This window comes from Frankia sp. AgPm24 (assembly GCF_023243055.1).
Lineage (GTDB): Bacteria > Actinomycetota > Actinomycetes > Frankiales > Frankiaceae > Frankia > Frankia umida.
In genome coordinates, this window is the sequence record NZ_JALKFW010000211.1 from 127,960 (window position 1) to 148,470 (window position 20,511).

Annotated in this window: 16 protein-coding genes; 6 read left to right on the forward strand and 10 right to left on the reverse strand. The window is 71.2% G+C overall.

The window, feature by feature from the left end; translation table 11 throughout:
* Together rapZ and uvrC are read right to left on the reverse strand one after the other, a co-directional pair.
* A complete protein-coding gene (gene rapZ / locus MXD61_RS23190; RefSeq protein WP_163548983.1) occupies positions 1-870 on the reverse strand; it encodes an RNase adapter RapZ in 870 nt (289 codons plus the stop codon).
* Complete coding sequence (gene uvrC / locus MXD61_RS23195) at positions 867-3,185, reverse strand: excinuclease ABC subunit UvrC (RefSeq protein ID WP_248815532.1); 2,319 nt, start codon at positions 3,183-3,185, stop codon at positions 867-869. The genes rapZ and uvrC overlap by 4 nt, the downstream gene beginning before the upstream one ends.
* Positions 3,186-3,436: 251 nt before the next feature.
* Here uvrC and MXD61_RS23200 point away from each other — a divergent pair, with 251 nt between their 5' ends.
* A complete protein-coding gene (locus MXD61_RS23200; protein WP_163548985.1) occupies positions 3,437-3,850 on the forward strand; it encodes an SsgA family sporulation/cell division regulator in 414 nt (137 codons plus the stop codon).
* Positions 3,851-3,914: 64 nt separating this feature from the next.
* On the opposite strand, the gene uvrA is transcribed toward MXD61_RS23200, so the two are convergent.
* Positions 3,915-6,887, reverse strand: a complete 2,973-nt coding sequence (gene uvrA, locus MXD61_RS23205) for an excinuclease ABC subunit UvrA (protein WP_248815533.1) — start codon at positions 6,885-6,887, stop codon at positions 3,915-3,917.
* Positions 6,888-7,345: 458 nt separating this feature from the next.
* Here uvrA and MXD61_RS23210 point away from each other — a divergent pair, with 458 nt between their 5' ends.
* The gene (locus tag MXD61_RS23210; protein WP_248815534.1) at positions 7,346-8,029 is read left to right on the forward strand and encodes an MBL fold metallo-hydrolase; all 684 of its coding nucleotides are present in this window, start codon (positions 7,346-7,348) and stop codon (positions 8,027-8,029) included.
* A 613-nt stretch (positions 8,030-8,642) separates the two neighbouring features.
* On the opposite strand, the gene MXD61_RS23215 is transcribed toward MXD61_RS23210, so the two are convergent.
* The 3 genes from MXD61_RS23215 to MXD61_RS23225 all read right to left on the reverse strand — a co-directional run bounded on the left by MXD61_RS23215 (position 8,643) and on the right by MXD61_RS23225 (position 9,573).
* Positions 8,643-8,918, reverse strand: a complete 276-nt coding sequence (locus MXD61_RS23215) for a hypothetical protein (protein ID WP_163548988.1) — start codon at positions 8,916-8,918, stop codon at positions 8,643-8,645.
* Between the two features lie 145 nt (positions 8,919-9,063).
* Positions 9,064-9,225: a hypothetical protein gene (locus tag MXD61_RS23220; RefSeq protein WP_248815535.1), complete on the reverse strand. Its 162-nt coding sequence runs from the start codon at positions 9,223-9,225 to the stop codon at positions 9,064-9,066.
* A gap of 171 nt (positions 9,226-9,396) precedes the next feature.
* Positions 9,397-9,573 carry a hypothetical protein gene (locus MXD61_RS23225; RefSeq protein WP_248815536.1) on the reverse strand — a complete coding sequence of 59 codons (177 nt, stop codon included), beginning with the start codon at positions 9,571-9,573 and terminating at the stop codon, positions 9,397-9,399.
* A 236-nt stretch (positions 9,574-9,809) separates the two neighbouring features.
* On the opposite strand from MXD61_RS23225, the gene MXD61_RS23230 reads away from it, so the two are divergent.
* Positions 9,810-9,977, forward strand: coding sequence for a hypothetical protein (locus MXD61_RS23230; RefSeq protein ID WP_192029225.1), 168 nt, complete (start codon positions 9,810-9,812; stop codon positions 9,975-9,977).
* Positions 9,978-10,214: 237 nt separating this feature from the next.
* Here MXD61_RS23230 and MXD61_RS23235 read toward each other — a convergent pair whose 3' ends face one another.
* Positions 10,215-11,414, reverse strand: a complete 1,200-nt coding sequence (locus MXD61_RS23235; protein WP_374629434.1) for a glycosyltransferase family 2 protein — start codon at positions 11,412-11,414, stop codon at positions 10,215-10,217.
* 496 nt (positions 11,415-11,910) lie between these two features.
* Here MXD61_RS23235 and MXD61_RS23240 point away from each other — a divergent pair, with 496 nt between their 5' ends.
* On the forward strand, positions 11,911-12,735 hold the full coding sequence (locus MXD61_RS23240) for a YafY family protein (RefSeq protein WP_248815537.1): 825 nt from the start codon (positions 11,911-11,913) through the stop codon (positions 12,733-12,735).
* Positions 12,736-12,781: 46 nt separating this feature from the next.
* Here the strand turns inward: MXD61_RS23240 and MXD61_RS23245 are convergent, their stop codons facing one another.
* Together MXD61_RS23245 and MXD61_RS23250 are read right to left on the reverse strand one after the other, a co-directional pair.
* On the reverse strand, positions 12,782-13,885 hold the full coding sequence (locus MXD61_RS23245; RefSeq protein ID WP_248815538.1) for a TerC family protein: 1,104 nt from the start codon (positions 13,883-13,885) through the stop codon (positions 12,782-12,784).
* A gap of 264 nt (positions 13,886-14,149) precedes the next feature.
* On the reverse strand, positions 14,150-15,505 hold the full coding sequence (locus MXD61_RS23250) for a peptidase M50 (RefSeq protein ID WP_248815539.1): 1,356 nt from the start codon (positions 15,503-15,505) through the stop codon (positions 14,150-14,152).
* A 270-nt stretch (positions 15,506-15,775) separates the two neighbouring features.
* Here MXD61_RS23250 and MXD61_RS23255 point away from each other — a divergent pair, with 270 nt between their 5' ends.
* The gene (locus MXD61_RS23255) at positions 15,776-17,260 is read left to right on the forward strand and encodes a CdaR family transcriptional regulator (RefSeq protein WP_248815551.1); all 1,485 of its coding nucleotides are present in this window, start codon (positions 15,776-15,778) and stop codon (positions 17,258-17,260) included.
* 115 nt (positions 17,261-17,375) lie between these two features.
* Positions 17,376-19,508: an excinuclease ABC subunit UvrB gene (uvrB, locus tag MXD61_RS23260; protein WP_248815540.1), complete on the forward strand. Its 2,133-nt coding sequence runs from the start codon at positions 17,376-17,378 to the stop codon at positions 19,506-19,508.
* An 89-nt stretch (positions 19,509-19,597) separates the two neighbouring features.
* On the opposite strand, the gene coaE is transcribed toward uvrB, so the two are convergent.
* A complete protein-coding gene (gene coaE / locus MXD61_RS23265; RefSeq protein WP_248815541.1) occupies positions 19,598-20,194 on the reverse strand; it encodes a dephospho-CoA kinase in 597 nt (198 codons plus the stop codon).
* Positions 20,195-20,511: the final 317 nt, after the last annotated feature.

Here is a 20,511-nt window from a genome sequence, read left to right on the forward strand (position 1 = left end):
TCACTCCCGACCCAGGTCGCGGTGCACGACGCGAACTCCGATGCCGTCGGCGGCCAGACGCGCGCCGACCTGCTCGGCGATGGCGACGCTGCGGTGCTTGCCGCCGGTACAGCCGACCGCGAGGGTGAGGTACCGCTTGCCCTCGCGGGCGAACCCGTCACCCATCAGATGCAGCAGCGCCGCGTACTGGTCGAGGAACTCCCGCGCGCCCGGCTGGGCGAGCACGTAGTCGCGGACCTGCGGGTCCCGTCCGGTGTAGGGGCGCAGCTCCTCGACCCAGTGGGGGTTGGGCAGGAAGCGGCAGTCGGCCACGAGGTCGGCGTCCAGGGGCAGCCCGTACTTGTAGCCGAACGAGACGACGGTGGCGTTGAGCCGGTGGGTACGCGGCTGACCGAACGCGGCGTCTATCTTCGCCCGCAGTTCGTGGACGTTGAGGTCGGTCGTGTCCAGCACCAGGTCGGCCTCGCCGCGTAGTTCCGCGAGCAGTGTGCGCTCACGTCCGATGCCGTCGACGACCCGGCCGTCGCCCTGCAGCGGATGCGGCCGACGGACGTGGTCGAACCGGCGGATCAGCGCGTCGTCGCTGGCCTCCAGGAACAGCATCCGGGGCTGCATGCCCCGGGTGTCCAGCGCCGCGACCGCCGCCCGCAGGTCGGAGAAGAACGCCCGCCCGCGGACGTCGACGACGACGGCGATCCGGCTGACCGCCCCACCGGAGCGATGCCCCAGTTCGGCCATCGTGGACAGCAACGCGGGCGGCAGGTTGTCGACGACGAACCAGCCGAGGTCCTCCAGGCACTTGGCGGCCGTGCTGCGGCCGGCGCCGGACAGCCCGGTGATGATGGCCAACTCGAGGGTCGGTGTGGTCATGGCGTCCGTCCCGCGTCGGCGTGGTCGAGGATCTCACCGGTCATCGGGTCGACGGCCGGGGCGGGCGCCGCGGGTTGCCCCGGCGCCGTGCGGGCGAGGGCCGCCACGATCGCCGCGGCGGTGCGCGGACCGATCCCGGAGACCTGAGCGAGCTCCTCCGCGCTGGCCGCGCGGATCTTCGCGACCGAACCGAACGCCCGCAGCAGCGCCTTGCGCCGCGTCTCACCGAGGCCTGGCACCTCGTCGAGCGCGGAGGCCACCATCGCGGTGGAACGCTTCTGCCGGTGATAGGTGATCGCGAAGCGGTGTGCCTCGTCCCGCACCCGTTGTAGCAGGTAGAGGCCCTCGGATGTGCGCGGGAGGATCACCGGTTCGTCGCTGTCGGCAAGCCAGACCTCCTCCAGCCGCTTCGCGAGTCCACACAGTGCCACTCCGCCCGGCCCGTCGTCGATGCCGAGGTCGTTCAACGCCCGCGCGGCCGCCGCGACCTGCGGCGCCCCACCGTCCACGACGACGAGGTTCGGTGGGTAGGCGAACCGACGGGGACGTCCGGTGTCCGGATCGATCGGCTGCCCACCCACGGCCGCCTCCCCCGCCGACCCGGCTGAACTGGCTGGGCTGGCTGGGTCGGTCAGCTCCGCGGGCACCTCGCCGCTGGCCGGGATGCCGGCGATCTCACCGGTGCGCGACTGTTCGGCGAGGTAACGGGAGAACCGTCGGTGAATCGTCTCGTACATGCTCGCGACGTCGTCCTGACCGCGGGCCCGCGCCCCCGAGGCGCCCCCACCGCTGTCTCCCGCGGCATCGGCGCCGCCGGCGAGCCCCCGGATGGAGAACCGGCGGTACTCGGACTTGCGGGCCAGGCCGTCCTCGAACACGACCATGCTGGCGACGATGTTGGTGCCCTGGGTGTTGGAGACGTCGAAGCACTCGATGCGCAGCGGCGCGTCCGGCAGGTCCAGGGCCTCCTGGAGTTCGGCCAGCGCACGGCTGCGGGCGGTCAGGTCACTGGACCGTTTCGTGCGGTGCAGGGCCAGCGTCTGACTGGCGTTGCGCTGCACCGTCTCGAGCAGGGTCCGCTTGTCGCCCCGCTGCGGGACCCGCAGCTCCACCCGGCCGCCGCGGACCACCGCGAGCAGTTCGGTCACCGCCTGGGCGTCCGGGGGCAGCACCGGTAGCAGGATCTCGCGGGCGACACCGGCGCCCTCGACATCCACGCTGGCAAGCCCCGTGGGCCGGCGCGCGTCCCCCCGCACACCGCGGCCACCCACCGGACCGTCCGCGGCACCCACCGGACCGTCCGCGGCACCCGCCGGACCGTCCGCGGCACCGTCGGCGTGAGCGGTGTCCTCGGCGCCGGGGATGGCGGGTGGTGCGATGCCCTCGAGGTAGTCCTGGGTGAGGAACTGCTCGACGAGGTCGGCGGTGGTCACGTCCTCGACCTTGTCGACCACCCAGCCACGCTGGCCGCGGACCCGCCCACCCCGGACGTAGAAGATCGCGACCGCGGCCTCCAGCTCGTCCTCGGCGAAGGCGATCACATCGGCGTCGGTGCCGTCGGGCAGCACGACCGCCTGCTTCTCGATCGCGCGGCGCAGCGCACCGGCGTCGTCGCGCAGCCGGGCGGCCCGCTCGTACTCCTGGGCCGCCGCGGCGGCGCGCATGTCCTGCTCGATGCGGCGCAGGAACCGGCCCGTCTGGCCGGACATGAAATCGCAGAAGTCCTCGACGATCGCCCGGTGCTCGGCGGCGTCGACCCGTCCGACGCACGGCGCGCTGCACCGGTCGATGTAGCCGAGCAGACACGGCCGGCCCACCTGCCCGGCGCGGCGGAACACCCCGGCCGAGCAGGTCCGCGCCGGGAACACCCGCAGCAGCTGATCCAGGGTCTCCCGGATCGCCCAGGCATGGACATACGGCCCGAAATACCGCACGCCCCTGCGCTTTGGCCCCCGCATGACCTGCAGTCGCGGGAACTCCTCGTCAAGGGTCACGGCGAGACTCGGATAGCTCTTGTCATCGCGGTAGCGGACGTTGAACCGCGGGTCGAACTCCTTGATCCAGGTGAACTCGAGCTGTAGTGCCTCGACCTCGGTGGCGACCACCGTCCACTCGACACCGCAGGCCGTCCGCACCATCTGCTGGGTGCGGGGATGCAGCGTGTGCGGGGCGGCGAAGTAGTTCGCGAGCCGGGCGCGCAGGTTCTTGGCCTTGCCGACGTACAGCACGCGGCCATGCTCGTCACGGAAGCGGTAGACGCCGGGGGTCTCGGGGATCGACCCCGGCGCAGGCCGGTAGGACGCCGGATCAGCCATGAACCGAGCCTACGGCGACCATCATCCTGGACGGGCAGCACCTGCACGTAACCATTTCATCACGCATAGCGTGCGACCTGGTCGGCGGGGGTCCGGTTCCCGACGTCGGGACGGTCCGGCAGCGCCTCAGCAATCGAGGACGTAAAGTGATCACATCCACACCTTCCGGTGTTCGGGGCTCTCCCGCTGGCGCCCGACGCGCGAGGCTGCGACCCTCGACACACCGGATGGCGAACCGAGGGAGCCAGCACGTGTTTGGAAAGGACGTCACCGCGGAGTTCGTCGTGGACGACGGCGCCAACAGCGGGCGGGTGACGGTGTTCCAGATCTGCTGGCGGGCCTGCGATCCGCTGGCCGTGTCGCTGACCCTGATATCCCGACCGGAGCACCCCGCCCTGCCCCAGGGTCACTGGGTGGCGCCACGTGACGCGCTGCGCACAGGCCTGGAGCGCGCCGTCGGCGACGGCGACGTGCGCATCGGCCCTGACCCCGAGCAGCGCGGCATCCGCCTCGACCTGGCGGACGGCGAGAAGAGCAAGGTGGTCGTGCTGGCCACGGCGCCGCTGCGCCGTTTCCTCGACCGCACCGAGCGGCTCGTGCCCACCGGCCAGGAGCACACCGAGCAGGAGCTCGACACCGTGCTCGCCGACCTCCTCCAGGACTGACCGCCGCCCGCGCCGCGGCCAGTCGCCGCGGCGGCCGACCGGCACCGGCGCGGCGGGCGCGGCCTTAGCGGGCCGCGGCCTCGGCGACGCGTTCGCGCCGGATACCCGCGCCCTCGCCATCTCCGCCCCCGGCACCTTCGCCCTCGACACCGCCACCCCTGACACCCCGGCCGCCACCGTCCGTACCGGCGACCCGGCCGCCGAGAATCTCGCGCAGGAACACCGCGGTATGGCTTTCAGTGACCGCGGCCACACTTTCCGGTGTGCCCTGTGCCACGACCCGACCGCCGCCGGTGCCACCCTCGGGACCCATGTCGATGATCCAGTCAGCGGTTTTGATCACGTCGAGGTTGTGCTCGATGACGATGACGGTGTTGCCCGCGTCGACCAGCCGGCCGAGTACCCCGAGCAGTTTGCGAATGTCCTCGAAGTGCAATCCGGTCGTCGGCTCATCCAGGACGTAGACGGTGCGGCCGGTGGAGCGGCGCTGTAGTTCGGCGGCGAGTTTCACCCGTTGCGCCTCGCCACCGGACAGCGTCGGTGCCGACTGGCCCAGCCGGACGTATCCAAGCCCGACGTCGTTGAGGGTGCGCAGGTGACGGGCGATCGCCGGCACCGCGGCGAAGAACTCGGCGGCCTCCTCGATCGGCATGTCGAGCACGTCGGCAATGCTGCGGTTCTTGTAGTGCACTTCCAGGGTCTCCCGGTTGTAGCGCGCACCGTGGCAGACCTCACACGGCACGTACACGTCCGGCAGGAAGTTCATCTCGATCTTGATGGTGCCGTCGCCGGAGCAGGCCTCACATCTGCCGCCCTTGACGTTGAACGAGAACCGGCCGGGCTGGTAGCCGCGCACCTTCGCCTCGGTCGTCTCGGCGAACAGCCGGCGGACGTGGTCGAACACGCCGGTGTAGGTGGCCGGGTTCGATCGCGGGGTGCGCCCGATCGGCGACTGGTCGACCCGGACGGCCTTGTCCAGCTCCTCGAGGCCGCTGACGGTGCGGTGGCGGCCCGGCACCTCGCGGGCGCCGTTGAGCCGGTTCGCGAGCACCGCCGCGAGGATGTCGTTGACCAGTGTCGACTTGCCCGACCCGGACACCCCGGTGACGGCGACGAAGCAGCCGAGCGGGAACGAGACCGTGACGTCACGCAGGTTGTGCTCCCGGGCGCCGTGCACCGTGAGCGAGCGACCCTTCGTCGGCACCCGGCGGATGTCCGGGACCGGGATCTGCCGGCGCCCCGACAGGTAGGCGCCGGTCATCGACTCCTCGCTGGCCAGCAGCTCCTCCACCGGCCCGGACACGACGACCCGCCCGCCGTGCTCGCCGGCACCGGGACCGATGTCGACCACCCAGTCGGACGCGCGAATCGTGTCCTCGTCGTGCTCGACGACGATGAGGGTGTTGCCAAGGTCACGCAGACGCTCGAGGGTCTGGATGAGCCGGCGGTTGTCCCGCTGGTGCAGGCCGATGGACGGCTCGTCCAGCACGTACAGCACGCCGACGAGCCCGGAGCCGATCTGGGTGGCGAGCCGGATACGCTGCGCCTCCCCGCCGGCCAGCGTGCCCGCGGCCCGGTCCAGCGAGAGATAGTCCAGACCGACGTCGAGCAGGAACGACAGCCGGGCGTCGACCTCCTTGAGCACCCGACCGGCGATCACCTGCTCCCGCTCGGTGAGTTCGAGGCCGCGCAGGAACTCGGCGCACTCCCCGATCGCCATCCCCGACACCTCGGCGATCGAACGCGCCCCGAGGGTGACCGCGAGCGACTCGGGCTTGAGCCGCGCACCGCGGCACGTCGGGCACGGCACATCGCGCATGTACCCCTCGTACCGCTCGCGGCTGCTGTCCGACTCGGCCTCGCGGTGGCGGCGGCCGATGAAGCCGATCACACCTTCGAAGGACGCGTAGTAGGACCGCTTGCGCCCGTAGCGGTTGGTGTAGCCGACGTGGATCTCGGTGTCGCCGCTGCCGTGCAGCACCGCCTTGCGGGCCCGCTCGGGCAGCCCCTCCCAGGGCGTGTCCATCCGGAAGCTGAGGTCCTCGGCGAGCGCGGTGAGCAGCCGCTCGAAGTACTCCTTGTTGTGCCCACCGGCCCACGGCGCCACCGCGCCCCGCGCCAGCGACAGCGTCGGGTCGGGAACGACGAGCTCCGGGTCGACCTCCTTGCGGGTGCCGATGCCGGAGCAGTCCGGGCAGGCGCCGTAGGGCGAGTTGAACGAGAACGACCGTGGTTCCAGCTCCTCGAACGACAGGTCGTCGTACATGCAGGCCAGATGTTCGGAGTACATCCGCTCGCGGTCGGGATCGTCAGCGGGCCGGTCGACGAAGTCGACGAGCACCAGGCCTCCACCCAGACGCAGCGCCGTCTCCACCGAGTCGGTCAGACGCTGCTTGGCCGACGCCTTCGCCGCCAACCGGTCGACGACGACCTCGATGGTGTGCTTGCGCTGCTTGGCGAGCTTGGGCACGTCGGTGAGGGCGACGACGTCGCCGTCGACCCGGGCGCGGGCGAAGCCGGAGCTCTGGAGCTCGGCGAACAGGTCGACGTACTCACCCTTGCGCCCGCGCACCACCGGGGCGAGCAGCTGGAAACGGGTGCCCTCGGGCAGCTCGAGCAGCCGGTCGACGATCTGCTGGGGCGTCTGCCGGGCGATCGGCCGCCCGCATTTCGGACAGTGCGGGCGGCCCGCGCGGGCGTAGAGCAGCCGCAGGTAGTCGTACACCTCGGTGATCGTGCCGACGGTGGACCGCGGGTTGCGCGAGGTCGACTTCTGGTCGATGGACACCGCCGGGGACAGGCCCTCGATGAAATCCACATCCGGCTTGTCCATCTGACCGAGGAACTGGCGGGCGTAGGCCGACAGCGACTCGACGTAACGCCGCTGCCCCTCGGCGAAGATCGTGTCGAAGGCGAGGCTCGACTTGCCCGATCCCGACATTCCGGTGAAGACGATCAGCCCATCCCGGGGCAGGTCAAGGTCGACGTCGCGGAGGTTGTGCTCACGCGCGCCACGCACGACAAGTCGGTCGGCCATCGTCGATCCCTCATGATCTTCCGGAAATCGGACCTGGGCGGGTGTCGCCATGCTACGGATGGGGTCCGACAGTTCCGTCGCGGCCACCTCCCACGGCAGCTGTCCATGCCGCACCGCGGCCAACGCCGCACAGCAGCGGTTCTACCCGGCGGCGAACCCAACCCGGCACCACGACCCACGTGAGGCCCACACCGGCCCACACGGGCGCCGATCGGCCATGGCGGCGCGGTCCCCATCCGAACGACGGTAACCATCCGCTACCAGCGGATGTTCCGCCGCCGGCCGGACCGGCCGACACTCGCCGCCCGGCCACGGCCGCGGTGATCACCAGCCCGGCGGGCTGGGCACGGCGAGCTTCGTCGACGGCCTCGCCGAGCGCGTCCACCGCCCGCCCCACCGAAGGCGACCGTGGTGAAGGATGGGAGGGACCGCGGGAGTCCGTCGAAGGGGCAGCACCCATGAGCAGCGAGCATGGTACGGCGGGCGACGCCTACTCCGGCCAGGTCACCGTCGGCGGCCCGGCGGACACCCGAACACTGCCTGGCCTGACCGTGACAAAGGTCGCGGTCGGCCCGATGAACAACAACGCCTACCTGTTGCGCTGCACCGTCACCGAGGAGCAGCTGCTCATCGACGCGGCGAACGAGGCCGACACGCTGCTGCGCCTGGTCGGTGACGCGGGGCTGGCCACCGTCGTCACCAGCCACCGGCACGCCGACCACGTGCAGGCACTCGCCGAGGTGGTGGCCGCCACCGGTGCGACCACCGTCGCCCACGTCGACGACGCCCCCGACATCCCCGTGCCGACGGCCCGGATCGTTCGGGACGGCGATGTGGTCACCGTCGGTCGCGCCACCCTGCGCGCCATCCATCTGGTCGGCCACACACCTGGCTCGGTCGCCCTGCTCTACGACGCCGACCCCGCCTCACCGCACCTGTTCACCGGCGACTGCCTGTTCCCTGGCGGTCCTGGTAACACCTTCGGCGATGCCGCGGCCTTCGTCACCCTCATGGACGACCTGGAGGCCAAGGTCTTCGGGCCGCTCCCGGACAGCACCTGGATCTATCCAGGTCACGGGTTCGACTCGACGATCGGCGTAGAGCGCCCCCATCTCGCCGAGTGGCGGGCCCGCGGCTGGTGAACTCTGCGCGCCGCAACTGCGGCCGGCCGGATCGTCCTGTTTGCTCAGCGCTGACCCTCAGGGCTACTCGGGCTTGACGGCAGACCCCGCGACGAGGACAGCTCCCGGAACCTCACCGGCTCCATCGCGGCCGGTTCGAGTCCTGCGCAGCGGCACGGACGGAACGTGCCATCCTGCAACCTGCGCGCGGGGCATGAACCGGGGTTGCGGTCACAGTCCGCACGTCAAACCCGGGCGGGGATCAGCAGGATCTGCCCGCTTTTGATCGCGGCCAGATCGCATGGCCCCCTGGACATGTGGCTGCGGGTGCACACCTAGCCGTTGGGTTCCAACGTGGCGGCGATGACGTGCTGTTCGAAATCGAGGCCTTCGTGGACCCGCCTCCGCCGATAGGCTTCCTACTTCCGTCGGAGGCTGGTCGGGCTGGGGGTTCGGGGCATGGCGGGTCTCCCCAGCGGGTGGGGGTTTCACCGGCAGCGCCGGGCGACGGCGGGACGGTGTCAGCAGGCTGGTAGGTGATGTCGACCTCGACACCGGCAATGCCGCTGGCAGCATCCGCCAACACGGCCACGGCTCGATCGAGACGAGCCGTGTCGCTGCGTGTCGAGGGGCATCAGTGGCCAGCCTTTCCGCAGGCCGGGTCGTCGACGATCACGGGCACGGCGTCCGTTCCCCGCACCTCGTAGATCCGCTTCCCGGGCTGGAACGAAACGCATTTGGTCATCACGTTCCGCCAGCCGTCCGGGGCGTTGATGATCTGCGCCGGGCTGTTGTCCTGGCGTCCGAGGGGGGCGTCGAGCGTGCCGTTGGAGCTACGGGCACAGCCGGCAGCGGTGAGGGTGAGGGTTGCGGCACAGAGGATCGCGGCGGCGATGCGGCGGGGGCTCATCGGGCTTCTCCCTTGCTGGCGGGGTGGAGCTGTGGGTCTGTTCGAAGAGTAGGTCTCCGACTTCACCGGATTCCCAATCGGCGACCATATTGGCATAAAAGTCGGCGGCCGGCGGGTCGCGGACAGCGAACTGACCGAGGAGGAGTTACGCGGCGTGGGCGTAGTTGATGGCTTGAAGGGTGGTGTGGTATTCGCGGTTGTAGGTCTGGTCGATGTTGAGTTCGCCGGATCCGCGGATGAGGGTGTGGGCTTCGGTGAGAATTCGGTTGCCGAGGTCGGCGGTGGTGGTGGTGTTGATACTGGTCACAGGTGGACTCCGGGTGTTGGTGGTTGGCTTCCCACCGTGATTGACGATCTTGTATTGATTTGGATTACAAACTATCCAGGGCGTTGGGGCCTGTCGGGGGTCGACCGCCGGCCGCCGGCCTTATGCGGCCAGGGCGATCCGCCGGCACTCGGCCATCACCGCCGATGAACATCACGGGGAAATCTCACGCCGCATGCTCACAACGACACCATCGCCGACCATGTCGGCTTCGCCGAGCGTCGCCGCGCCTGCAACGTCGCCAGCGCAGACACCATCACCGGCACCGGTGGCCTCGCCGTCACCGACCGAACTCGCTTCGGACACGGCAGGGGCGAACGGGCCGTACACCCCACCGCCGTCGCCGTGGCCCGTGGGCGCGCACTGCACCCATGATCCTTCGCTGACGTTCGCCGGGCCCTACGGCGGGGTGCGGTGCGTCAACGGCGTATGGACAGGGGCGGGATCAGGCCACCGGAGCGCCGGTGTGCATCCACCCCGGCAAGATCGGTTTCCCGCCCGGTCGGTACGCCTCGGCAGGCCACCGGTGGCCGGAACCGGTCGAGCTGGGGCCGGATCCTGGGCCGATGCCGCAGGACCTGGCGCTACTTGCTCGGTGGATGACAGCACGGGTCCGCCATGCTGGTGCCGGCGAGGCGGAGACGGTGCTCGCTGACGCGGAACGGGAGGCGGCCCGCAGCTTTCCGGCCGACATCGTTGTCGCCGCGCTGCGGGCCGCGATGGCCGCGATGTGACGTCAGCGGCCGAAGGTGAGCCAGTGCAACCGGCCGCCGCCCTGGATTCCGATGGACTCGTAGTGCTCGTACAGGATGCCGAGGCGGCGGCGGGTCTCGGCCTTGCCGAGCCATCAGGGGCGGACCGGACTCCCCATGACCGGCAGCTCAGACGGTGATGCGCCTACGGTGCCCGCCGATCCGCGCGGTGCCGAGCCAGGAGGCGAGGCGGGCCATGTCCTGACCGGGGCCGTCCGCTCAGCCGCGTGGTGTCCGGCGCAGGAGCGCCTCAAGGTCCGGACCGGCGCCTCGGATCGGGTCGGTCACCCGCGCCGGAGCGGGTATCGCCGGGATGGATCGAGGCGGCGGCGTGACCACGGCGGGCACGGGGCTGATCGCGGCTTCCAACCCGGCCTCGTCGGGCTGCTCGTCGGGCTGGTGGTGGGGGCGCGGGAGGTGACCGAGGCGCAGCCGGGTCTCCGCCGGGATCGCCTGCCAGCGGGACGCGACGGCGGGTTCCCAGGATGGTCGGGCCAGGCCACCCAGCAGACCGACCAGCATGCGGGCCGCACGGCGGGCGTCATGCGGCCGGCCGGTGGCGATCTTGCGCGCGGTGAGCAGGCCCAGCTGCGCGGCGTGCACGGCGGGCCAGCTGCGACCGATCGTGACGCGGTGGCGGCGGGCGTACACGGCCGCGGCGCGACCGAGTTCGGTGTGCAGCATCGGTGAGCGTCCGACGGTCTCTCCGCCGACATGCACCACCGGCCATTCGTCGTCGGCCCAGGCGATCCGACCGCCGCTGGCATACAGCCGGGCGAACAGATCGGTTTCCTCGTAGTACATCCAGAAGGACGGATCGAATCCGCCGAGCTCGAGGAAGGTCTGCGTCCGGATCGCGAAGAACGCCCCGACCGGATAGCGCAGATGCGGCCAGCGGGCGACGGCCGCGACCTCGCCACGAACGGCGGTGACCGCGTTGGTCCGTGGCGTCGGGAGCACCGCCCGCGAACGTCCCGGCGGGCCGTCGGGGGTGTCGAGAAACGGAAAGCCCACCGCGTCGACCGACGGTGGATACCAGGCCAGCAGTTCGGGCAGCACGGCCGCGGTCCGGGTCGGTATCGTCACGTCGCTGTTGACCACCAGCACCCATTCGGGCGCGCCGTCCCCAGCCGAGCCGGCCGGCCGCGCACCCGGGCCCTCCCCGGCTTCCAGCCTCTCCCCCGCCCCCGCGGCCTCCGCGAGGACGTGGCGGACGGCGATGTTGACAGCGGTGCCGTAACCGACGTTGCCCTGCCCCTCCACGATGCGCACGCCGTCCGGAACCGCGGTCTGGTCGAGTGGACCGTTCTCCACCAGGACTACTCGGCCACCCTTGATGGAGAGCAGACTCGTGAGCAGTTCGTACAGATGGGACGAGCCGCCGTGGGACACGACAACCGAGCACAGACTGTGCATCATCCGCCTTCATAGAAAGAAAAAGTGCCGGGGCACTGATCGCCACCAGAATAGCGACGCCCTGGAGATGTTCCATGTTGCGCCCACGGCGAGTCGCGCCCGCTTCTGCGCCGCGCCTGAAAAAGGCGGATTAAAGCCGCAGCAGCCGCCTGGACAACATCCGGTTCAGATTGGACCCTGCGGACCACTAAATATCAGTGAACGGCCCACCGAAAGCAACTCCGAAACCGGCGACAGCAGCCGGCCTCCCACCACGGTCGGACGCGCGAGGCACATCCACGGACTCCGTACGGACAAGAATCACACACGTCACGGTACTCCCCGGCGCGCCGCCGCTCGCCCGACCAGGCGGGACCGCCTCGCCGCACGCGTCGAGTCCGCTGTCCGCCGCCCACCGTCCGTCGTCGATCCCTCGGGTCGACCGGGACGGAGGCGAGGAGATCGCAGGAGTCCTGCCGTTTCGCCACCACCCAGGACACCATCCTGTCAACGTAAGAACATGCCGCACCCAGATCGACTGACCGCGATCGTCGAGGAGTTGCGCCGGGCCGGACCCGCCGGGCGCACCGCAGCCAGCCTGGCAGCCCGGCTGGATGTGAGTGTTCGCACCATTCGGCGAGACCTGTTGGACCTGCAGAAGGCGGGCGTCTCGGTAGGCGGGGTGTCCGGACCGGGCGGGGGTTATGTGCTTGCCCAGCATGCGACGGTGCCTCCTGTCACCTTCACCCAGGGCCAGGCGGGTGCCGCCGCCGTGGCGCTGGCCGTCGGCGGCGGGCCGTTCACCCGCGACGGCGCGGCGGCGTTGGAGAAGCTGCTCGACAGCCTGCCACCGGCACAACAGCAGCAGGTCGCCGAGAGGGCAGCCGGTTCGGCGGCCGGTGCACCGGTACTGATGCGCACCCCGCTGGCCGTCACGGTCGAGGAGGCGCTGCGCACCGGACAGGTCCTCCTCATCGACTACCAGGACGGCGCCGGTAGCCGGACCGTGGGCCGGCCGATCGAGCCAGCCATGGTGGCGCTGACCCGCGGCCAGTGGTACCTGCTGGCCTGGTGCCTCGAGCGGCGGGGACCACGCTGGTTTCGCTGGGACCGCATCTCCCGGGCGGTGAACACCGGCCGTCCGGTCCAGGAACGCGACCCGTTCGCCTACTTCACCGCGCCACCACCGAGCGTCCGACGGCCACGACCGCCGCAGCCCGGCAACAGTGCCGGCACCGCTGCCGGCGTCGGCCAGGGTGAGCCGCCGGCCGGCACCGTGGAATCGATCAGAGCGGTCAGCCGAGACGGTTCGGCCAGCCCGGCCAGCTCGGTCGCGCCGACCTGACCGGGCAGGGCCCATCACCCGCGAACCCTGCCCGGGACGGCGATGCCTACCCGACCCGCCCCGCCTGCTGGCCATGATCCGCGTCGGCGCCGCGCTCCTCGGTCGCCCGCGCGTCGGCGTCGGGATCGGCCGCGGCGGGATCGGCCGCGGCGAGGTCGGCCGTATCGAGGGTGGCGGTATCGAGGGTGGCGGTGCCCCGGGTACCGACCTCGGGATGGGCCTCGTCCGGGTCGGCGTCCCGCGCCGGGGGCTCGGTGCGCAGGGACCACACCACCGAGGCCGTCAGAACGACGGCGATGAAACCGAGGGACAGCGCGATCGGCATGTGCCACACGTCCGTGAGCAGCATCTTGATACCGATGAAGGCGAGGATCACGGCCAGCCCCGTCGCCAGCTTGTGGAAGCGTTCCATCAGGCCGGACAGCAGGAAGAACAGCGATCGCAGGCCCAGGATGGCCAGCGCGTTGGCGGTGTAGACGAGGAAGATCTGGTCGGTGACGCCCAGCGCCGCCGGGACCGAGTCGAACGCGAACAGGACGTCGGCGGTCTCGACCACCACGAGGACGGCGAGCAGCGGAGTGGCGACCAGTCGGCCCGCGCGGCGCAGCACGAAGCGCTGGCCGTGGTACTCGTCGGAGACGGGCATGATCCGCCGCAGCAGACGGGTCGCCCGGCTGTTACCGGGGTCCATGTCCACGCCGTCGTCACGCACCATCCGGACCGCGGTGTAGATCAGGAAAGCGCCGAAGAGATAGATGACGAAGCTGAACTGCTCGAGGACCGCGATGCCGGCCGCGATGAACAGAAATCTCAGTACCAGCGCGCCGAGAACTCCGTAGAACAGCACCCGGTGCTGGTAGGCGCGGGGCACCTTGAAATACGAGAAGATCAGCGCGAAGACGAACAGGTTGTCGACGGAAAGGCTCTTCTCGAGCAGGTAGGCAGCGGTGTACTCACCGGCCGCGCCCGGGCCATAACAGGCCCAGATCACCCCGGCGAAACCGAGGCCCAGGGACACCCACAGCACGCTCCACCAAGCGGCTTCCTTGAAGGCGATGACGTGGGCACGACGGTGTGCCAGCAGGTCGATGGCAAGCAGCGCGAGCAGACCACCCATGAAGGCAAGCCAGGCCCATAGCGGGACGTGCACGGATGTGTCTCCAGTTCCGGAAGAAGGGCACAGGAATGCCCGGGGCGAAAAGAGGGGAGTCAGGAGGACATGGTGGTGATGTCGCCCCGGGCGGATGGGCTTCGTTGCCGGCAGCCACCCGGGGCACGCTCATCACCGACGTCACGTCACGACCATCAGCGGCCCGCCGCGGCCAGGAGACAGGGGCCCGCGGTCAGGGAGGGAAGGGCCAGGAGTCAGGGGCCAGGGGCCAGGAAGGCGTCAGTGGTTCGGGGCCAGGAGGCGTCAGCGCCAGAGGTTGCCCGGACGGGCCCGACCAAGACCGCCGCCCTGCCCGCGAAGCGGCGCCGTCTCCAGGGCCCGGCCGAACTCGGACGGACCGACGGTGCCGACCATGTGAACGCTGCCGTCCGCGGCCGGCTCGATCACGATGACGCAGCCGGCGGCCGGCCGTTCGGCCAGCCGGGCGGGCAGCGTGGCCAGGTCGTCAGCCGGGGCTGCCGTGGCCACCGCGGACAGCGGCACCAGCACCCGGTTGACCCGGGTGAGGCCACGGTCGTCCATGGGCACGCCGGCGAGATCGCGCAGCAGCGCCACCCCGGCGAGCCCACCCGCGAAGTCGGCGACGCCGAACACACCCTGGCGTGAGGGCAGCACGACCTCCCGCAGCGCGTCGTCCACCGACGTCCAGGCGGACAGGGTCGGCGCGGCCGGCGCCATGACATCGCGCGCGGTCAGCCCGACGAGCGCCGCGGCGGTGCGCTGCTGCGCCTGGGCGAGACGGGACGCGCCGAGGGCCAGCCAGCCCAGCAGCACCGCCCACAGCGCGACGAACCCGACCAGGAAGACACCGGCCGTGCCGGCGGCGATGAGGGCCCAGCCACTGAGCACCCCGGCCCGCGCGGCGGCGCGCTCCGCGTTCGCCCGGCTGCCGGTGCGGCGCAGCACCCGGTCGGCGACAAGCCGTCCACCCGCGCTGCGCGGACTCGGCAGCACCTCGACGAAGGTCAGCAGCAACGCGAAGGTACCGACCCACAGCGCCACCTGGGCGGCGAGCGCCGTCGTCCCACCCGGCAGGAACACCCCGACTACCACCAGCAGCGCACCGGCCAGCGCGGTGGTGCCCAGTCCCGCCCGGGCGAGCCTCGCCTCCACCCGGATCGCCTCGGCGTCGGCGTCGCCCTCGGCGGCCGCCGGATCGACCAGGCCAACCCCACGCCCACCGTTCGAGCCGGCGGCTTCGGTGGCGTCACCACCGGCTCGCCGCCCCGCGCCCGTCGCGGCGAGCCGGACGCTCCCGACCACACCGTCCGCTTCACCGGCACCGGCACCGGCACGTGATGCGCCGGGCGCGACGACCAGCCGGCTGCCGGTGGCGCCCAGGATGATGCCAAGGACGTTCAGCCCGGCCCGACGGGCGGCGCGCGCCCGCATCAGATCGGCACCCAGCAGGATGCCGGCGAGCAGGACCGCGCCGATCAGACCGCCACACAGGTACGCGGACGTAGGACGGTCCGCGACAGTGGTGGGCAGCGTCAGGGCACCAAGCAGGACGGTGACGAGCGCCGCGCTGACAGCAAATCCCGGACGCACCGTGATCGGCGGGAGACCTCCCCGTCGGGTGGCGTCGTGGGTACTCATGGCCGTTCGGACTCCTTCCGGTGCTGGTCCCACCCGCCGCCGATCGTCGATGGCACGGCGACTGGTACGACGGGCGGGCTCCTTACACACTCAACGTCTGTCCTTCCCGCGTGGTCCCGGCAGACACCGCCCGAAGTGGACGAGTTCGCCTATGATTTTGTTGCCGAGACTCGGCAGAAGCGGAGGGGCAGGATGTCCAGAAACGCGGGCGAACGCACCTCAGGCGAACGACTGCCGGGCGAACGGTCGGCACCTCCGGCCCCGCTGCCGATGACCGATGACGACGCGCCGGGCGGCCTCCCGGAGACGAGCCTCACCCGCCTGCCGCGGGCCGCGGTGCTCGCCGCCGCGGACTCCCGGCTGCATGCCGGGCTGTTGGGGGACTACCTCGCCGTGCTCGCCGCCGCGGCGGACAGCGGCCGACGGCTCACCCGGGCCGAACTCGACCAGTTCCGGGCCCTCGGGCAGGTCGCCGCCGAGTCCGGCGCGCCACTGCCCGCGCTGGTCGACCTCTACCTCTCGGCGACGTGGCGCGTGTGGCCGTCCCTGCCCGCGGTGCGCGCCGCCGACCGGGATGCCCGCGCCGACCGGGGCGGCCGAGAGCCCCGGGACGGGACGCCAGGCGGGTCGGGCGGACCAAGTGGCGCGGTCTCGCGCACCCGGGCGGCCGCCTCCGCGGTGCTGCGGGCCAGCGACGACGCCGTCGCCGCGGTCTGTGAGGGCTTCGAGGCGGCCCGGATGGCCCGGGCCCGCTCCGAGGAGGCGCTGCGCCGCGAACTCGTCGACGACCTGCTCACCGGGACGTCCGCCGTCGGTCAGCTGCTCGAGCGGGCCATCGCGTTCGGGCTGCGGCTCGAGGCGCCGCACACGGTGCTGGTCATCACCGGCAACCGCCGTTTCCTGGACGGACGTGCGCTGACCCGATCGGCACAGGAACTGCTGCGCGCGCACAGTCTCACCGAGCCGCTCGTCGCGACCCGTGACGGCCTGCTCGTCTGCGTGCTGCCAGCCCACAGCCAGCTGACCCAGCCCACCCTCCCGGTGGACACCGGATCAGCGGACACGAGATCAGCCAGCACGGGTTCCGCGGGCGCCGGTTCGGCCAACACCGGTTCCGCGGGCGCCGGTTCCGCGGCGCGCCCGGGTCGGCCACCTCGCCCGACCGGACGTCGTCCCGCCGATGAGATCGGGCCGTCCGATCGTGGCCTCGGGTTCTCCCCGCTGCCGGCGTTCGCCTCGCCGCCGGAGTCGGGTACCGCCGTGGCGGCCCTGGCCGAACGGCTGCGCGACGAGCCCGGACTGATCTGGCGGATGGGGGCGAGCCGCGCCCGCAGTGGTGTCGCCGGAGTGCGCATCGGTTTCGAGGAGGCCCGTTCGGCAGCCGACCTCGCGGGCCGTCTGGGTCTCGCGGGCACCGTCGTGCACACCGATGACCTGCTCATCTACAAGGTGCTGCTGCGTGACCGGGAGGCGCTGGCCGAACTCGTGGAGGCGGTGCTGTCCCCGCTGCGGGCGGCGCGCGGCGGCGCCGAACCGCTGCTGGAAACCCTCGACGCGTACTTCTCCACCGGCGCGGTGGCGCTGGCCGCGGCCCGCCGGCTGCACCTGTCGGTGCGGGCGCTGACCTACCGCCTCGATCGCATCCACACCCTCACCCGGCACAATCCGACCTCGCCCACCGACCGGTACGTGCTGCAGACGGCGGTGCTCGGCGCGCGGCTCATCGGCTGGGATCCGTGCGCCCCCGCAGGATGACGGGCCGGCCGGTCGGGGCAGGACGGGCGGGCCGGGCAGCCCGGGTGGCGGCGCGGCGGACCGTCGTCGACCGGCCGGGCGGAAACTGTCGGAGGGCTGTGGTGTTCTGGAGAACGTGAGCACAGCGTTCGAACGGCCCACCACCGATCTCGAGCGGACGCGCGCCCCGTTCGAGGTCGTGTCCGACTACTCCCCGGCCGGTGACCAGCCGGCCGCGATCGAGGATCTGACCCGGCGGATCGAGGCCGGCGAATCCAACATCGTCCTGCTCGGCGCGACCGGTACCGGTAAGTCCGCGACGACGGCCTGGCTGATCGAGCGGCTGCAACGCCCGACGCTGGTGATGGCACCGAACAAGACCCTCGCCGCCCAGCTGGCCAACGAGTTCCGCGAGCTGCTGCCGAACAACGCCGTCGAGTACTTCGTCTCGTACTACGACTACTACCAGCCCGAGGCGTACATCGCGCAGACCGACACCTACATCGAGAAGGACTCCTCGATCAACGAGGAGGTCGAGCGGCTGCGGCACTCGGCCACGATGAACCTGCTCACCCGCCGCGATGTCATCGTCGTGGCGTCCGTGAGCTGCATCTACGGCCTTGGCACTCCGCAGGAGTACATCGACCGGATGGTCCGCCTGCGCGTCGGCGAGGAAGTCGAGCGCGACGCGTTGCTGCGCCGGCTGGTCGATGTCCAGTACGCGCGCAACGACCTGGCGTTCACCCGAGGCACGTTCCGGGTGCGCGGTGACACGGTGGAGGTGTTCCCCGTGTACGAGGAGCTCGCCGTGCGCATCGAGATGTTCGGTGACGAGATCGAGCGGCTCACCTACCTGCATCCGCTCACCGGTGAGATCGTCCGCGAGTCGCAGGAGATCTTCGTCTTCCCCGCCACCCACTATGTCGCCGGCCCGGAGCGGATGGAACGGGCGATCGGCGGTATCGAGGCGGAGCTGGCGGAGCGCCTCGAGACGATGGAGGCGCAGGGCAAGCTGCTCGAGGCCCAGCGGCTGCGGATGCGCACCACCTACGACATCGAGATGATGCGTCAGGTCGGGTTCTGCTCGGGTATCGAGAACTACTCCCGCCACATCGACGGGCGCGGCGCCGGTACCGCCCCGCACACCCTGCTCGACTACTTCCCCGACGACTTCCTCCTGGTCATCGACGAGTCGCACGTGACGGTGCCGCAGATCGGCGGCATGTACGAGGGTGACATGTCCCGCAAGCGCAACCTGGTCGATCACGGCTTCCGGCTGCCGAGCGCCATGGACAACCGCCCGCTGCGGTTCGAGGAGTTCCTCCAGCGCATCGGCCAGACGGTCTACCTCTCGGCCACCCCCGGCTCCTACGAGATGGGTCTGGCCGACGGGGTGGTCGAACAGATCATCCGCCCGACCGGGCTGCTCGACCCGGAGGTCGTGCTCAAGCCGACCAAGGGCCAGATCGACGATCTCGTCGGCGAGATCCGCGCCCGCGCCGAACGCGACGAGCGCGTCCTGGTCACCACCCTGACCAAGAAGATGTCCGAGGACCTCACCGACTACCTGCTCGAACTCGGCATCCGGGTGCGCTACCTGCACAGCGAGGTCGACACGCTGCGCCGGGTGGAGCTGCTCACCGAGCTGCGCCGCGGCGAGTTCGACGTGCTGATCGGCATCAACCTGCTGCGCGAGGGTCTCGACCTGCCCGAGGTGTCACTGGTCAGCATCCTCGATGCCGACAAGGAGGGCTTTCTGCGTTCCGAGCGGTCACTCATCCAGACCATCGGTCGGGCCGCACGTAACGTCTCCGGCCAGGTGCACATGTACGCCGACAAGATCACACCCTCGATGCGCTACGCCATCGACGAGACGAACCGCCGCCGGGCCCGGCAGATGGCCTACAACACCGAGCGTGGGCTCGACCCGCAGCCGCTGCGCAAGAAGGTCGTGGACATTCTCGACGACATGGTCCGCGAATCCACTGACGGTGAGCTGATCGGCGGCGGCGGGCGGGCCCAGTCCCGCGGCAAGGCTCCCGTGCCCGGCATGAAGTCACGCTCCGGGCGCAGCGACGCCGTCGGCCGCCACGCCGCCGAACTCGCCGGGATGCCCTCCCATGAGCTGGGCCAGCTCATCCGCCAGCTCGACGACCAGATGCACGAGGCGGCCCGGGAGTTGCAGTTCGAGCTGGCCGCCCGGCTACGGGACGAGATCTCCGAACTGAAGAAGGAGCTGCGCGGCATGGGCGCCGCCGGCGTCTCGTGATCCGCGGCGCCCGGTGCACCCGGTGCTCCCGGTGCGGCCGTGGAGGTGGGCGCGGCCACGTCGCCGCCCCCGGCGCCGTCCGCTCACCGTCAGGTCACGGTGGCGTCGCGGCGGGCGAGCAGCGCCTGCCAGACCTCGTGGACCTGGGCATCGAGATCGGCCAGGGTGCCGCCGTTGTCGACGATCAGGTCCGCGACCGCGCGGCGCCGCGCGTCGTCGGCCTGCGCGGCCATCCGGGCCTGCGCCTGCTCCCGGGGCAGGCCGCGGGCCTCGAGCCGGGCCAGCCGCAGTGCCGCGGGCGCCTCGACGACGACCACCAGGTCGTAGGCACCCGCGGCGCCCACCTCGACGAGCAGCGGAATGTCGTGCACGACGATGTCCCCGGCCGTCGCACCCGCGATCCGACGCGCGGTCTCCGCCTGAATCAGCGGATGCACGATGGCCTCCAGGCGGCGGCGGGCAGTCTCGTCGGCGAAGACGATCCGCCCCAGCGCCGGCCGGTCCAGGCTGCCGTCGGCGGCGGCGACCTCGGGACCGAACGCGGCCAGCACCGCGGCCAGACCGGCGGTGCCCGGTGCCACCACATCGCGGGCGATCTGGTCGGCGTCGATGAGCACCGCGCCCCGTGCCACCAGTCGCGCTGACACCGCGCTCTTGCCCGAGCCGATGCCTCCGGTAAGTCCCACCCTGAGCACCCTGCCGAGTCTGCCAGCCACACCGCCGCGGCGCTCCGGTGCGTCGGCGCCGCGGCGCTCCGGTGCCTCGGCGCGGCGGCCCGACCCGGCGTCTCGACCCGCCGGCCCGCACCGGCCCGGCGACGCCGTCCGGATGGTTGGCACACTGTGCCAGGTGGAGGCCGACGCGACGGACTTGACGTCCTCCCCTGCCTGAAGGCGGGAGATTCCAACTCCTACACACTCGTCTGAAGAGGAGGTGCGCGGTGTTGGGGTTCGCGGTTCGCGGGCTCCGGCGACCCGGTGCCTCCCCGCGCGGTCACGGCCCG